Raw genomic sequence first — 15,765 nt, forward strand, 5'->3', positions numbered from 1 at the left:
TCCCGCTAATTTAGCCTAAAAAATCGGAATCGGCTAAAAGCAGTTTCTCAAATGCTAGGCGCTCCCCGCTTCTCTGCATCACTTTCCCGCAAAATTTGTATCCAAGTTTTTCTGCGGTTTTCAGCATTGCCAGATTATCAAAATTTGTATCCAATCTTATGCTTTTAAACTGATTTTCAAGTGCATAACCTTCAGCCATATTAAGGAAAATACCGGCTAGGCCGCGTCCCTGCTGCCCCTCTGCCACCGCTAGCCTGTGCACCGCGATGTAGTTTCCATCAGAAAACCATTCTCCGAAAATATATTCGTAATTAGGGTCCGGCGCGGGAACTAATGCAGCATAAGCGACAGCAACTCCATTCTCTAAAAGCAAAAAGGCTTGGTTTTTAGCAATATCATCGGCTACCACCTCAGGGTTTGGATAGCCGTCCTGCCATTGGTCACTTCCCGATTCGGCACGCAGACGGATTCCGTGCTGAAGGATTTTCCAGATTAAATCTGCTTGCTCATTTTTTGCACAGACAAGCGCGTGGGTTTTAGTCTGAAAATTATCGTTTAAAAATTTATCAATAATTTCAAAAGCGCGGAACTCCTCCAGTAAGGAAACTTTTAGTTTATATAACCCGGAAGCTTCGTACTCGTTTACAATTTCCGGGCTCATTCCTTCGGCAGATAGATGGCCTGCTATCTCCTCCACGAGCCGCAGATTTTCATCTTCAAATACGGTGGCGGTCATATCTTTTTATTATGTTTGCAAAAATAATGATGAATACTAAAAATAACGACAAAGGCAAAACCTGGCTAAAACGAGTGGGCATCGGTGGTCTGGTATTTTTCACAGTAAAAGGGCTTGCCTGGCTGGCGGTCTTTTATTTGGGAGCAGAGGGCCTGAGGAGCTGCGGGGGTTAAATCAATACATCCATTAGTTTTTCCAGCGCGACTCCCCGGGAGCCTTTCAGCAGAATGTTCTCCCACTGTGGCGGGTTTTCTCTGAGATGCTCCGCGAGTTGCTCGGTGTTTCGGTAAGCATTCTCGCTGTTTTCTTCAAGGAAATTTTCACCTACCGTGATTATCTCATTGAATTTCAGTGTTTTAGCTAAGTATAAAATAGCTTGGTGCTCTCTCCTACTTTCCGCGCCCAGCTCCAGCATATCTCCCAGAATCACAGCTTTTGTGCCTTTGAAGTCAGCAAAATTCCGAAGGGAAGCCTCCATACTGCTGGGGTTGGCGTTGTAGGTATCCAGCAGCAGTTTTCTGCCTTCTTTTTCTACAACCTGCGAGCGCATATTGGTAGGTTTATAGTTTTCAACTGCATTTTTTATTTTGTGAAAGGGAATGCCGAAATGCAATCCTAAAGCTGCAGCGGCGCAAAGGTTCGTAAAATTGTAAGAACCTGTGAGGTGGGAAATAGCGCAAACATCGCGATAGCAGATCCCGACGAAATTATCCTTTTCAGCGGGAGAAAATTCATAATCTGAATTGGCTGTGCCGAAAGTAATAGTTTTCGGATATTTTTCAGTTTTTTCTGCCTGCAATGGGTCCGCAGCATTCACCAAAACTGTTTTGCTGTTTTTTAGCAGGAAATCATAAAGCTCAGATTTTCCTTTTATTACGCCCTCAAATCCGCCAAATCCCTCCAGGTGCGCCTTACCGAAATTGGTGATATATCCGTAATCTGGTCTGGCGATACTGCAGAGAAATTCTATTTCCTTCTGATGATTAGCACCCATTTCCACCACGGCAATTTCGTGAAAGGCTTTTACGGAAAGCAGCGTAAGAGGCACACCGATATGATTGTTTAAATTTCCCTGCGTGAACTGCACTTTGTACTTTTCTGCCAAAACTGCGCTGATGAGCTCTTTGGTAGTGGTCTTGCCGTTGCTTCCGGTAAGCCCGATTATTGGGATGTTTAATTTTTCTCTATGATGCACTGCGAGTTCCTGAAGAAACTTTAATGTGGAAGGAGTGTAAAAAATATTTTTGTCGGGATTCTCATAATTTTTATCTTCAACAATCGCTGCCATCGCGCCGGACTCGATGGCCTGCTCTGCTGCCAGCGCAGCGTTGAAATTTTCTCCGGAAAAAGCAAAGAAAATGTCGCCTGGCTGTACCTTCCTGCTGTCTATAACGGTGTTGCTTGATTTTAGAAAAATCTGGTAAAAATCCGAAATGTTCATCTTTCAAAAATAAAAAACCTTCCCAATACGGGAAGGCTTTACTGAAAAAAATTCATATTATCTCCTCGACCTGCCTCCTTTTGCATTGGCAGCATCCTGCGCAACGCGGAAGCCAATCCAACCATAGGCTTTATTTTCATTTTTGAATCTGCGCTGCCCCGGATCCAGCCAGTAAGCAGTATCCTGCCAGGAGCCGCCTTTTACAACGCGGGACTCGTTAGAGACTGCGGAAGTCCTTTGCCTTTCATCTTTTTCCAGAATCACGCGGCCTTTTTCATCCACACGGAATCTCGTGCGTGGTGAATTGTACATGCTGTAGGACCCTGAACTGTCCGGTTCGCGTCCGTAGCCCGCATCCAGTGATGACATAAAGTCACCATCCCGGAAGTCACTGTTATCTGCAATTACTTCGCGCTCAAACTGCCCCGGCATATTCCGGTAAACAAGCCTCCCGTCCGCTAGGGTATCAAATTTAACAGAGCCGGCTTCTACTTTTTTCAATGAGCCGTCGCCATTTCTTACTATTTCAGTGGTCTTCGCCCCTCTGTAGTAGTTAAAATCACTTGCTTCTTCATCTATTATCGGGCGATACACATCGGCAGTCCATTCTGCTACATTTCCATACATACCGTAGATTCCAAGGTCGTTGGAAGGATATTGGCGTACATCGGAGGTAATGGGCGAGCCATCATTCTTCCAGCCTGCGACACCGGAATAGTCACCTCGGCCGTATTTAAAGTTTTCCAGGAACATTCCTCTGGTTCTCCCTTTTTTACCGCGCAGATCCTGAATTTTTGGATCCTTGCCAAGGTAGTTGTTATAGTCGCGGTTTTTCTGCAAGCCGAGCGCAGCGAATTCCCACTCTACCTCTGTAGGCAGTCGGAATTTTGTAACGGCGCCGGAAGTGGAATTCATGTTCGCAGCCCGGATCCGCTCGTTATTGGTACGGATTCCGGTACTTTTCTGCATCCTCTGCGTATTGAGGTATTGCTGCATTTCCGGATCGTTGGATTTATATTTATCCAAAGTAAAAGAAGCATACCCGGAGTTGTTGGCAGCATCAGAATAGAGATTTTTAGATATAAGGCCTTTGTCCATAAGGGCTTTCTCGTTTGCCCTATCGGTCAGCCAGTCGCAATAGCGGTTTGCCTGCGTCCAGGATACGCCCACTACGGGATAAAAATCAAACTCCGGACCCCGGAAATAAGATTCTGCAAAATCATTCCTCGAGAGCTTATTGTTCCATACGAGGGTATCCGGCAGCGCCCCGGTGTAGATGTCCCTAAATTGCGGATCGCTTGGTGGAAATACATACTTCAGCCAGGTTACATATTCACGGTATTCGTAGTTGGTGATTTCCGCCTCTCCTATAAAAAATGAGCTCACCTGCATTCTGCGCGGGGTATTATTCCAGTCGTGCATTACATCATCCTGAACCAGCCCCATGGTGAATGTCCCACCTTCTACATATACCATCCCCGGCCAGCCTTTTACCTTTTGCTGCCTACCGGTGAAAAACCAGCCTTTCTGATCGTTTGGCTTCCAGCCTGTCGTGCTGGTAAAGCGCTTAGTACCACCGCCTCTTTTTACATTTCCGCAGCCGGTAAGCAGCATCGCGGAGGTCATCAGTAAGGCGGCTAAGAACCTTGGTCGTTTCATGATCGGTTTTGAAAAATTCGCGTACAAAGAAAAAGCATTTTCTCCAATCTACAAAAAGTATTTGGATGTTTTTCCAGGTAAGATTAAAGAAACAAATATTTTTGAGCCCAGTATAAACTATTTTGCATTAAATTTGAAACCTTAAAATTATCTCTGATGCGGAAGCGCCCTATTAGTATTTTACTCCTTGCTCTTGGCAGCAGCCTGGCGGCACAAAAAGTTGAAATTCAGTGGGGGGAACCACGGATTGCCGATTTTGGCAGCACTAAAAGAACTTATCCCGAGTTTAAAAACGAAGGCTACGACAGCGACGGCATCAATGTTTATCTTAATTATAAGACTGCAGTAGAAAATCCTGTGGTGCAAAACCCGGTCTGGGAAAAAACCGAAGAGGTGTACGACCTGCGGATAGAAGAATCCGGGGATGCGCCCGCCGGCATCTATCCATACACTACTTTTGCAGCGGCGGGCAGCGCGGAGACCATTATCAGGATACCCACCTACAAATTTGAAAACGGGCAGGCATTCCGCCTGAAGTCATTTGTAATAAACAAAGATGAGAGCAAATCGGCAAATTCTGAAACTGCAAAGCGGCTCGGGACCGGGCGCGCCAAGGTAGACTACGGCAACCCTTTTGCATCCCAAAATACTTTCTACAAAATAAAGGTTGACAAAAGCGGGGTTTTTAAAATCACGAAAAAATTCCTTCAGGAAATGGGGATAAATGCCAACAGCGTAAACCCTAAAAACCTGCATATCTACGGCAATGGCGGAGCGATGCTGCCGGAGTACAATGCGGACTTCCAGTACCCCGCCCTGCAGGAGGCGGCGATACAGGTGGTGGGGGAAGATGACGGGAAGTGGGACGATGGGGATTATGCGCTCTTCTACGCCCAGGGGCCGGATGCCTTCAACCTTTACAGAAACAGCAGCAACCAGAGCCCCGCTGCGCGCACCGAGACCAGGTTCGACGCCTCCCGCCATATAAAAAACATCTACGAGGACGCAGCCTATTATTTTATCAGTTTTGATGGCATCCCGGGAAAAAGAATTCCGGAAGTACAATCTCCCGCAGGCGGGGAGAACATTACACGCTATGATGATTATCAGTTTATAAACAATGATAAACTAAACCTGATGCGCCTCGGCCGCGTGTGGGTGGAGGAAGCGGTGCGGAATGAGAAAAAAATAAGTTTCAAGCTGAGAACCCCCCTCAGGCAGGAGGATGCCGTATATTACAGGACATCTTATGTGGGCTATAAATCGCAGGGAAATTCCATCACCACCACAATTAATAATTCAGCAAAATACACGCAGAGCGTAGCAAACCAGTCCGGCAGCGATTTTTCCAAAATGCTAAAGACCGGCACACTAAGCTCCCCCGGTAGCAGCACGCTGGAGTTCAGCGCCGTGCCGAATATTTCCGGTAACCCGAATGGCGTCTTTTATTTCGACTATGCCGAGGTGATGTATCCGCAGGATCTCAACTTCAACGGCAGCCAGATGAACTTCAGGAAATACAGCATTGATCAGTATCCCGGGAGCACATATACATTCAGCTTCACAGAAAATAGCGGGCTGGAGCAGGTGTGGGATGTATCCGACAATGTAAACCCTGTGCGCAAGCTGAATGCCGCCGGCAGCGGGAATTTCCGCTTCGGCCATACCGTACGGGATGATTTTCAGAACGAGTTTGTAGCCTTCAAGGCAGGCGCTGCCTACCTCCCGAAATTCGTGGGCAAGGTTCAGTACGGCGGCGGCAAGGACCTGATGAGCCTTACTAACATCGAGTACCTCATTATCACCGGGAAAAATTTTCTATCCGAAGCCAACCGCCTGAAAAGCTATCACGAAAACAGCAGCAAATTTAATGTAGCCGTGGCAGATGTGGAGCAAATTTACAATGAATTCGGCAGCGGCAGCAGGGACATTACGGCAATACGGAACTTCGTGACCCGCCTGCACCGGCAGACCGGCAACCTGAAATATGTTCTGATTTTAGGGGATACCAGCTATGATTTTAAAAACCGCGTACAGGGGAATGACAACATTGTTTCCAGCTACCAGAGCGAATACAGCGGGGATTTCATCTCAAGCTATGTGACGGATGATTATTTCGTGATGACAAGGGAAAATTCCTCTATGGGCAGCAATGTGCCGGACCTGCCCATCGGCAGATTGCCCGCTGCCAGCCTTTCGGAAGCCAAGGTTTTGGTGGATAAAACGCTGGCTTACTACAACGCACTGCCCGGGCAAAGCTCCCCTTTCGGGGACTGGCGCATGAAGCTGGACTTCGTGGTGGATGATGATAATGACGACCGCATAGGCAACACGGGCGGGCAGCCTTTCAACCCTATTCTGAACGGGAACTTCCACGATGTGATGGATTTTGTCATCAAAAACAATTTTGAAAAAGACAGGCGTACAGAGTACAACATCCGCAAGCTATACCTGGATGCTTTCCCGGCAGAATCCAGCGCGGGCGGCCAGAGATACCCGCTGGTAAACCAGGCGATCAGCAGTGACATAAACAACAGCCTCTACCTCTTCTACTTCGGGCACGGCGGCATCAACGGGTGGGCGCAGGAGCGCGTACTGACCCTGGATGAAATCAAAGCCTTTAACAACTTTAACCCGGCATTTACCCACCTGCCGCTGGTTTCTACCATTACCTGCGAATTTACTCTCTGGGATGATCCGGATATGAAAAGCGCCGGCGAGCAGCTGATGAAGCTTCGCACCGGCGGCGCAGCCACCATGATCACCTCCAGCCGGGCGGTAGGCGTAAGCTACGGAAGGAGGTTTACGAACACCTTTACCAACCACATTTTTGAACAGAATTCCCAGAACGAATTCCGTACGCTGGGCGAAGCGCACCTCGCCGCGAAGAAAGAGCACGGCTACGACTCTAACCACCTGAAGGTAAACTTCCTCGGCGATCCTGCGATGAGGCTCAGCAGGCCGAAGGAAAACATCGTAATAGAGGAAATCAATACGCCTACGGGGGTGCTCCGCGCTTTGGATAAAGTTGTGGTAAAGGGGTTCATTAAAAATGATGACGGCACACTCAACCAGGGTTTTAACGGCAGAGTAGTGGTAAATATTTATGATAAAAAAACTGAAAAAACAACCAGAAACAACGATGGCGACCTTACGCCGGTGCTGAAATACAGCGAAGAATCCTCAGCCCTGGTAAAGGCATCCGGGAAGGTGGAAAGCGGCAGATTCGAGGTGGATTTTTATATCCCGAAAGATATTGATTACAATATCGGCGACGGCAGAATTCTGGTTTATGCTGATAACTTCGAGACGGCAAAATCACAGGCATTCGATGTCTTTGCCTCGAAACCGGTAAAAGTGGGCCAAATTAATGAAAATTCGGAAATCATCAACGATACCGAGGCACCGAAAATACAGCTCTATTTGAACAACACTAATTTTGTTGACGGCGGTATTGCAAACGAAAATCCGGTAGTGCTCGCCTGCCTTTCCGACAATTCCGGCATCAACTCCACCGGAGCCGGCATTGGGCATGACATTACGCTGATACTGGACGGCGAGGTGGTAAATACCCAGGTGCTGAATGACTTCTACGCGCCGGGGGACGGCAATGGCTGTACTAACCCCGGCAATCTTGCAGACTTTCAGAGGGGCAGTGTCTCCTATCCGCTGCGAAACCTTCGCCCGGGAGATCACCAGCTTACGATGAAAGTTTGGGATATTAACAATAATTCCTCCACGGCATCGTTAAACTTTGTAGTGCGGGACTCAAAAGATGAGGGACTGGCAATCAACCGGCTGCTGAACTGGCCAAATCCTTTTACGGATAAAACTTATTTCCAGTTTGAACACAATTGCGACAGTGTTCTGGAAGCCAGCGTGCAGATCTATACCATCACTGGGAAGCTTGTGCGCAGCATCCGCCAGCATGTATCCTCGGAGAGGTTCCTTCAGGGCTACCGCACGCCGCGCCAGGCAATTATGTGGGATGGCAGGGACGATCACGGTAGTGCGGTGGGCAGAGGCACTTACATCTACAAGGTGAATGTAAAAAGCCCCGACCAGGAAAAATGCCGCGGAAGCGCTACCGCAGTGGAAAAATTGGTAATTTTGAAATAATTTAAAATATATAAAGAAAAGAGTGATGAAGATTACAAAAAAACTGATTGCCAGCCTTAGCTTAGGCGTAGGTGTACTTGCTTTTGCGCAGGAAGATCCAGGTCCCGGGCCGGTACTTACCGGGGCACCTTTCTTAAGAATCGCGCCCGATGCCCGCTCCGGCGGTATGGGGGACCAGGGCGTGGCTACCTCCCCGGATGCGTTTTCGCAATTCTGGAACGCTGCTAAGTTTCCTTTCAGCAATACCTCGGCGGCAGTGGGCGTGAATTATACCCCATACATGAGCAAGCTTACGAACGATGTATTCCTTCTGTATGCCAACTATCATCAGTTTCTGGGGCAGGATGAGCGCTCTACCATTTCTGCCAGCCTATACTACTTTAATATGGGCGAGGTAGAGCTCAACGAGCTTGTGGGCAGCGAGATTGCTTCCCTAGGAAAATCAAAACCTAATGAATTCTCCCTGGATGTAGCCTATGGCTTGAAACTTTCCGATACCTACGCAATGGCGGTTACCGGCCGCTACATCCGCTCCGATCTTGGCGGGAATTTCGGAACCAACAGTACGCTAAAGGCGGCAAACACCTTTGGTATTGATGTTTCAGGTTTCTACAAATCCAACAGGCACGACAGCTTCGGCGATTACGAAGGGCAGGTGCGCGGGGGGTTCGCATTCCAGAACCTTGGGCCTAAGCTCGATTATTCCGGAGATGAGGAGTCAAAATCCTACCTGCCGACTACTATGAGGCTCGGCGCAGGCTATGATCTTTTCATTGATGATCAAAATAAAGTAGGAATCACGCTGGAAGCTTCTAAACTTTTGGTGCCTGGCGCAGAGGTCGTGGACTACAACGAGGAAGAAATCGATGGGGAAATTATAAAAACGCCGATATACCAAATTCCCAACTATGGGGTGATGGAAGGCATCGGGAAGTCCTTCAACAGCAGCAGCAATCCAAAATCCATAATGTTCAGCGGCGCGCTGGAATATGCCTATGCCGATGCATTTGCCATCCGCACCGGCTACTTCCACGAGAGCAAGGAGCAGGGCGGCAGGCAGTTTGCTACTGTGGGTCTTGGTTTAAAATACCAAAATTTTGGTCTTGATATTTCCTACCTGATTAATACGGCGAAGGAAAATTCCGCATTGGATAATACTCTTCGCTTCGGCCTTACCTGGAACTTCGGGCAGCCGACTTCTAACGCAGATTATTAATTTCGTATTATACAGAAATAAGAAAGACAGCCTGAAATCGGCTGTCTTTTTTATTAAATGGGAAAGCAAGTGTTTTTCAATCTTTCATTTAGAGGTTCTCGCCGGCCTTACCTCAATTTTGCTCGGCAGGGTTCTCGGGTTCATTTTTATCAGATCCACTACCAGCTGGCCGATGTCTTCTGGCTGAATTTTCCAGGCATCTTCCTCAGAGGGCGTGTGCCCGTTGAAGTAGCTTGCCACTGAGCCCGGCATAATGGTGGTTGCCTTTATATTGTGCTTCCGCAGGTCCAGCATCGCAGCCTGCGTGAAGCCTACCACGCCAAATTTTGAAGCATTGTAGCCTGCTCCGTTTTCAAAAAAATTGGTGCCAGCAAGGCTCGCAATTGTGATGAAATAACCTTCGGATTTTTTCAGTTGCTCCACTGTGGCTTTTAATGTAAAAAAGCAGCCCGTGAGGTTGGTATCAATCATATCGTTCCACTCTTCCTCGCTTAGCTCATCCACAGGCTTGAAAATCCCCAGGCCCGCGTTGGCGATGGTGTAATCGATTCTGCCGAACTTCTGTACGGCGAGGTTTGCGGCATTTTGTTCGTCAGAAAGATTTCTAGCATTTGAGACAATACCGAAAACTTCCCCGTATTGAGAGAGCTCCTGCTCTGCCCTTTTCACATCATCTTCCTTCCTGCCGGAAAAAGCCACGGCGATTCCTTCTGCCAAAAGTTTTTTTGCAATGCCAAAACCTATTCCCTTTGTACCGCCAGTAATGTAGGCTGATTTTTTTTCCATTGTTTAAAATTTTCTTTAAAAGTAAGAAATCTTCTGAAACAAAAAAGGCTGCAGCAACTGCAGCCTGAATTTCCATTTTTTTTCTTACTTCTTAATAAACTTGTGCGTAGATAGCCCGCCGGAAGTCTCAACCTTCAGAATGTAGGCACCTTTCGGTAGCTTGCTGACATTCAGAGTTTTGGAAGCGGCAGCGGTCTGTACAGCCTTACCGGAAGCATCAAATACTTTAGCTGAAAGCACCTTATCTGCTGTGCGGATATTCAGCACATCGGTTACAGGATTCGGGAATACGGACACCTCTGCTACTGCACTTTCTATAGTTGCGGTAGCTGTGCTCAGGAAGGTTTCCAGCTTATCCACCGCCTGCAGCTTCAGGTTATCCACAGCGCCGGTGTATTTTGCATTATTTCCGGTACTGTATGGCAGGAAGAAATCGAATTCTGCTGGATCAATATCCTTTGCTACGGAGTATCCGTCTATCTGAAGAAGCGTTTGCTTATCCCCTACGCGGTATGCAATCTCACCATCAGTCTTATTATATGAAAAACCTACTTTTATCCAAGTATCTTCCGGAAACTGGTCACTCCAAAGGCCAATATTATATGCAGTGGCCTGCGTGTCACCATCTTTTACCAATGATGCCAGGCCGCGCACAGTTTTAGCCTTGGTATCGTAAGTGATTCCTGCAATAGTACTCCCCTTCGAGTCATAAAGTACTGCACCCAGGCGGTGGCTGCCAGTAGGCTTACCTGTGTAGATTTCAAACTGGCCTACGAGAATGTTTTTATCATTGTCTCTAGCAGCCCAAGATGCTTCAATATCCTTGAATGCCCAGCGGATGTCAGCAATTGTAGTACCGGCACCCCCTGTAAGGAAAAGCGTTTTCCCGTGATCATCCCCGGTATCCATAATCTGATAATCTGCAACGGAGCCGCTGTAAACATTCCAACCATTTTGCCCGGCGAGAGTCATCCCTTCAGTAAGGTTGCCAGGTTTCATATCATCGAAGGTTTCGGTAATGAGAACCTGCGCTGACGCGATTGTTGCGGTAAGCAACGCAGCAGAAAATAATAGTTTTTTCATTGTAAAAAAAATTTAATGTTTGCAAGACAAATATATTAACTTTTCTTAACAATGCAAATATTTCTGAAAAAAAAATGATTCCCGAAGGAATCAATTTTCTGCAATATCCTATTTTGAAAAATTTTCAAAGAAACGGGGAATACTTTCAATACCTTTTAAAAAATTATAAAGCCCGAAATGTTCATCCGGGGAATGTATAGCGTCGCTATCCAGCCCAAAGCCCATCAGCACAGATTTAGCTCCTAAGACCTCCTCAAAAAGCGCGGTGATAGGGATGCTGCCCCCGCTCCTATATGGCAGTACCTCCTTGCCGAATGCCTGGGACATCGCATCCTTAGCCGCCAGAAACTCTTTGGAATCTGCGGGGAGCAGGTACGGCATTCCGCCGTGGTGCGGGGTTACTTTCACCTTCACATTCTCTGGTGCGATTTTCTCAAAATAAGCCGAGAATTTTTCGGTAATTTCATCCGGGGTTTGGTAAGGTACCAGCCTCATGGAAATTTTTGCATAGGCTTTGCTCGGGATTACAGTTTTTGCGCCCTCCCCGGTGTAGCCTCCCCAAATGCCGTTCACATCGAGGGTCGGGCGGATGGAGGTACGCTCCAGCGTGGTGTATCCCTCCTCGCCTTCCACACCGCGCAGGCCTATGGATTTTTTAAACTCCTCTGGGTTGTCCTTCAGCCTGTTCATCTCGGCTCGCTCGTCGCCGGAGACATTTTCCACATTATCATAAAATCCGTCGATGGTGATGTGGCCTTTATCATCAATCAGCTGCGCAATCATACGGCTAAGGATATGGATGGGATTCGGCACCGCGCCACCATACAGCCCGGAATGCAGGTCGCGGTTCGGGCCTTCCACCTCCACCTCTACATAGCTGAGGCCGCGCAGCCCGGTGGTCACGGTAGGCTGCTCACTGGAGTAGATGTGTGTATCAGAAATCAGGATGCAGTCGCATTGGAGTTTTTTCTTGTTTTCCTTCACGAATCCGCCAAGGCTTACGGAGCCTACCTCTTCCTCGCCTTCAATAATAAATTTCACATTGCACGGCAGGGAATCTGTTTTCATCATTGCCTCAAAGGCTTTGATGTGCATAAAAAACTGGCCCTTATCATCTGCGGAACCTCTGGCGAAAATGGCACCATCCGGGTGAAGGTCTGTCTTTTTTATATACGGCTCGAAGGGTGGCTCGCTCCATAGCTCCAGCGGATCGGCAGGCTGAACATCGTAATGCCCGTACACCAAAACGGTAGGCAGCGTATCGCTGATGATTTTCTCGCCGTACACTATGGGGTTGCCCGAAGTACTGCAGAGCTCCACTGCATCCGCGCCCGCAGAACGCAGAAAATCCGCGACTTTTTCTGCGCAAGCGATCACATCATTTCTGTAAGCCGGATCGGCTGAAACGGATGGTATCCTAAGCAATTCAAACAATTCTTCTACAAATCTTTCGCGATTTTGCTGAATAAATTCCAATGTTTTTTCCATGTTGTTAAAAAAAATGCCTCACCCTCCGGCGAGACATATTGTGAATATCTGACTTATTTATTTTTCCGGAGTGGTGGCATTGTTCACCGGTGCGCTCGTGCTTGGCTTGGTCTCCACCGCTGCGGGGCTGGCGGCTGCTGCACTGTCTGCTACCACCGGGGCAGCGGCTACTGCGCCGGCGGAATCTCGCACCGGCTGAAGCTTCACCTGCTCCTTATCGTCGTTATAGCGTTCCACGCCTTCTTCCATTTTTATAGCGTTTTTATTGCCTCCGGCAGCCACTTTTTTGCAGGAAACCGCCAGGCTGGCGATCGCCATTGCGAATATCAGTTTTTTCATTGTTTATCTGTTTACGGCAAATTTAAAAAATATTTTCTCAGATTCTTCAAACCGACTGTAAAATAATTTTCCCGGAAAGGGTTTTCGTAAAAATCAGGTACTCATCGCCGCCGTCTTTTATTTTATATTTTTTTCGTATTTCGTCCGGAGTGAGCGGGTAATTTTTTGAAATAATGTTAAATTTTCCGCCTTTAGGGATTTCTTTTGGGCTAATGGTTTTCATTTCCAAAATACGCCCCGGGAATTCCTCAAGCAGCTCTTCAGAAGTAAAAATCTGAGTGTTCGGATGCAGTTTTTTCAGGGTAAATTTTTTACAGATGGCTCCCCAGGCGCCGGTTTTCAGCAGTGCATTGTTCGGGAGGTAAATGTATTTCTGCGGTGACGAATACTCCGGCTGGCTTGCTGCCTCTTCATTCATTAAAAAACTGAAAACCGTATCATCGGCAAGGTCTGCAGCAAAGACGGATACATCGCTGCAGGCAGCATTTTTTCTGCAGAGGGCTAAAACTTCCTTCACATCATTTTTCAAGGCAACGATGTGGATTTCAGCGAGATTTATGATTTTTTCTTTCAGCAATGCAAGGTCGGTCAGTGGTGATAGCTTGATTAAAATTCTTTCCGAAATTTCAGACAGCCGCCCTTGGATCTCCAGGATGTTTGGGTACATATCCTCCAGGTGGAATACCTTTTTTTTATTCTTATCCCGGCGCGCAGGATCGAGGTAAATTAAATCAAAATCTTCCTGCGTCTCATCTATAAAATCCTCAAGTTTTGTGTTAACGAACCGTGCCTCCCTTCCCAATATCTGCCAGTTGTGTGCCACCGTGCAGAGCAATTCCCCGTCCTGCTCCACCAGAATTGCCTTCCTGAATTTTTGTGAAATAAACCAGGCATCGATGCCAAATCCTGTAGTAAGGTCTGCGAAAAGTTCCCCGCTGCCCGCGATTTTTGATTTATACATTGCTGCCGCCTCGGAGCTAGCCTGCTCCGTGCTGAGCCACGCGGGATGCAGGATACCACTGCGGCTGAGGAAGGGATATTTTTTCTGCGCCGTGCGCCTGCCGTGTATCTGCGCGGCAAGTTCCTGCATCGTGATGCCCGGGAATACGGGTTTTTTCAGGATCAGTTTGTGTAGGTCGGCATTGAGATTTTCTTCGATGAATGCCTGGACATCCTCTGCAAGAATATTTTTATTTGGCATAAGAATTCATAGGCGGAGCAGAAAATCTTTAGCACTCAGCACCGGCTTTCGGCTTTGCTGATCTGCGAAGCGCCCCGTGATGTATGCGGTGATGCTGTAGCAGCGCTCCGCCAGGGTGCAGTTTACCGAGGTCTCGAAATCAGGATATTCCGAATTTAAGGCAATTACCATATCCTCCCTGCTGCACTCCATAGTTTCCAGAAATACCAGGAGCTGGCTGATCTTTTCTGCTGCCTCCGGAAACGGCACCGCTGCGGAAACTTCGCTGCAGACCGCCGCGAGCGCTACCGACGATATGCAGCCCTGCAGCCTTCGGTTTTCGCAGTGGCTAAGCAGTTTTGCTGCATCTTCCACGCCCTCTCTGCTAAAGAGCAAATCCAGAATTACATCACTCCCTATCAGTACCTTCTCCATTTTTCTTTTTGTTTTTGGTTCCGGGCTTTCTGCCGCGTCTTTTTGGGCTATCCTGTCTTTTCTCCGCAGCTTTTGGCGCAAAAAGACCCTTCAGGGAGCTTACGATTTCGCCTTCTTCTGCGGGAGGATGGGGCTGTTGTTTCTGGTCGATTTCTTCTAAATATTTCCCGACAATTTCCGAAAGGTTCTGTTTGTTTTCCCTTGCAAAAACTTTTGCTTTTTCTATCAAATCCTTTTCTAATGTCAGGGTAAGTTTTCCTTTCATCAATTATAATTTCTCTTCGTCTTCATAAATCATCTGTACTCATCTGTCCACGCTGGTGCTGTCCGCAACAAGGATGAAGATTTCTTCATTCGGTTTTTTCATGAAATAATTTTCGCGGGCAAATTTTTCTTTTTCCTCCTTATTATTCATAAGTTTTTTGTAGAAGCTGTCGTTTTTGTGGTACTCCTCCTTATAATACTCCAGCTGTTTTTCGTAGCGGGCGATTTCCTTGTTTATTTCGTTTATCACCAGAAACGAGGTACTGTCGAAAAAGGTCATCCATACCAGAAACAGCAGCACGGTGATAATATACTTATTCAGGAAATACCGCCTCAGCAGGCGCCAGGCGCGGGATTTTGGCTTTATGTCTTTTATCAAATTATCTTGCTGCATTGTTTTCTTTTTTTAATGAATGGTAAATAACTGTGGTGAGAATTTCTATCGCCATCAGATTCTGCCGCATATTGGGGATGATGAGATCCGCCTCATTTTTAGATGGTTCGATAAACTCCTGATGCATAGGCTTCAGGGTAGTCTGGTACCTTTGCAAAACCTCCTCCAGATCCCTGCCCCGCTCCTGCGTATCCCTTCGGATCCTGCGGATCAGCCTCTCGTCGGAATCGGTCTGCACATACACTTTCAGGTCAAACTCCTTCAGCAGTTCCTTGGAGGTAAGCACCAGGATGCCCTCCACAATCAAAACTTCCTTCGGCTGCACCACGGTATAGTCCCCCGTCCTGGAATGCGTTACAAAGCTGTACACAGGCTGCTGGATGCTCTCCCCCCTCTTCAGCGCCTGCACATGCTGCGTTAAAAGCTCGAAATCTATGGATTTCGGGTGATCATAATTTAGCAGCTCCCGGTCTGCAAGCGGAAGATGCTGATTATCCCGATAATAATTGTCCTGCGAAAGGACATTCACCCCATCCACATTCAATTTCCGGAGCACATTATTTACCACCGTGGTTTTGCCGCTTCCCGTACCGCCTGCGATGCCTATCGTAAGCATTCTTAAGTT

15 protein-coding genes are annotated in these 15,765 nt (G+C 47.5%); 3 read left to right on the plus strand and 12 right to left on the minus strand.

Features of this window, described 5'->3' with window-relative positions; genetic code table 11:
* Positions 1–10: 10 nt before the first annotated feature.
* Positions 11–736, minus strand: a complete 726-nt coding sequence (locus IMZ16_RS02175) for a GNAT family N-acetyltransferase (protein ID WP_193440300.1) — start codon at positions 734–736, stop codon at positions 11–13.
* 26 nt (positions 737–762) lie between these two features.
* Here IMZ16_RS02175 and IMZ16_RS02180 point away from each other — a divergent pair, with 26 nt between their 5' ends.
* Positions 763–909, plus strand: a complete 147-nt coding sequence (locus IMZ16_RS02180) for a hypothetical protein (RefSeq protein ID WP_159430232.1) — start codon at positions 763–765, stop codon at positions 907–909.
* Here IMZ16_RS02180 and IMZ16_RS02185 read toward each other — a convergent pair.
* A complete protein-coding gene (locus IMZ16_RS02185; RefSeq protein ID WP_193440301.1) occupies positions 906–2,177 on the minus strand; it encodes a UDP-N-acetylmuramoyl-tripeptide--D-alanyl-D-alanine ligase in 1,272 nt (423 codons plus the stop codon). The genes IMZ16_RS02180 and IMZ16_RS02185 overlap by 4 nt on opposite strands.
* A 57-nt stretch (positions 2,178–2,234) precedes the next feature.
* Positions 2,235–3,836: a gliding motility lipoprotein GldJ gene (gldJ, locus tag IMZ16_RS02190; RefSeq protein WP_193440302.1), complete on the minus strand. Its 1,602-nt coding sequence runs from the start codon at positions 3,834–3,836 to the stop codon at positions 2,235–2,237.
* Between the two features lie 156 nt (positions 3,837–3,992).
* Here gldJ and porU point away from each other — a divergent pair, with 156 nt between their 5' ends.
* Entirely contained in the window at positions 3,993–7,955 is a 3,963-nt protein-coding gene (gene porU / locus IMZ16_RS02195; RefSeq protein WP_193440303.1) for a type IX secretion system sortase PorU, read from the plus strand.
* A 25-nt stretch (positions 7,956–7,980) separates the two neighbouring features.
* Complete coding sequence (gene porV / locus IMZ16_RS02200) at positions 7,981–9,171, plus strand: type IX secretion system outer membrane channel protein PorV (RefSeq protein WP_193440304.1); 1,191 nt, start codon at positions 7,981–7,983, stop codon at positions 9,169–9,171.
* An 84-nt stretch (positions 9,172–9,255) separates the two neighbouring features.
* Here porV and IMZ16_RS02205 read toward each other — a convergent pair whose 3' ends face one another.
* The 9 genes from IMZ16_RS02205 to udk all read right to left on the minus strand — a co-directional run bounded on the left by IMZ16_RS02205 (position 9,256) and on the right by udk (position 15,756).
* Entirely contained in the window at positions 9,256–9,957 is a 702-nt protein-coding gene (locus IMZ16_RS02205) for an SDR family oxidoreductase (protein WP_193440305.1), read from the minus strand.
* An 84-nt stretch (positions 9,958–10,041) separates the two neighbouring features.
* A complete protein-coding gene (locus tag IMZ16_RS02210; RefSeq protein WP_193440306.1) occupies positions 10,042–11,040 on the minus strand; it encodes a T9SS type A sorting domain-containing protein in 999 nt (332 codons plus the stop codon).
* A gap of 108 nt (positions 11,041–11,148) precedes the next feature.
* A complete protein-coding gene (locus IMZ16_RS02215) occupies positions 11,149–12,528 on the minus strand; it encodes a dipeptidase (RefSeq protein WP_193440307.1) in 1,380 nt (459 codons plus the stop codon).
* Between the two features lie 57 nt (positions 12,529–12,585).
* The gene (locus tag IMZ16_RS02220; protein ID WP_073179436.1) at positions 12,586–12,867 is read right to left on the minus strand and encodes a hypothetical protein; all 282 of its coding nucleotides are present in this window, start codon (positions 12,865–12,867) and stop codon (positions 12,586–12,588) included.
* 46 nt (positions 12,868–12,913) lie between these two features.
* Positions 12,914–14,068, minus strand: coding sequence for a class I SAM-dependent methyltransferase (locus IMZ16_RS02225; protein WP_193440308.1), 1,155 nt, complete (start codon positions 14,066–14,068; stop codon positions 12,914–12,916).
* A gap of 6 nt (positions 14,069–14,074) precedes the next feature.
* Positions 14,075–14,482: a PIN domain-containing protein gene (locus IMZ16_RS02230; RefSeq protein WP_193440309.1), complete on the minus strand. Its 408-nt coding sequence runs from the start codon at positions 14,480–14,482 to the stop codon at positions 14,075–14,077.
* A complete protein-coding gene (locus IMZ16_RS02235) occupies positions 14,457–14,747 on the minus strand; it encodes a DUF6364 family protein (protein ID WP_193440310.1) in 291 nt (96 codons plus the stop codon). The genes IMZ16_RS02230 and IMZ16_RS02235 overlap by 26 nt, the downstream gene beginning before the upstream one ends.
* A 39-nt stretch (positions 14,748–14,786) precedes the next feature.
* Positions 14,787–15,140 (minus strand): FtsB family cell division protein, encoded by a 354-nt coding sequence (locus IMZ16_RS02240; protein ID WP_073179428.1) that lies wholly within the window; start codon positions 15,138–15,140, stop codon positions 14,787–14,789.
* Positions 15,127–15,756, minus strand: coding sequence for a uridine kinase (udk, locus tag IMZ16_RS02245; protein ID WP_193440311.1), 630 nt, complete (start codon positions 15,754–15,756; stop codon positions 15,127–15,129). The genes IMZ16_RS02240 and udk overlap by 14 nt, the downstream gene beginning before the upstream one ends.
* Positions 15,757–15,765 lie beyond the last annotated feature (9 nt).

The organism is Cruoricaptor ignavus, assembly GCF_014961145.1.
Taxonomy (GTDB): domain Bacteria; phylum Bacteroidota; class Bacteroidia; order Flavobacteriales; family Weeksellaceae; genus Cruoricaptor; species Cruoricaptor ignavus.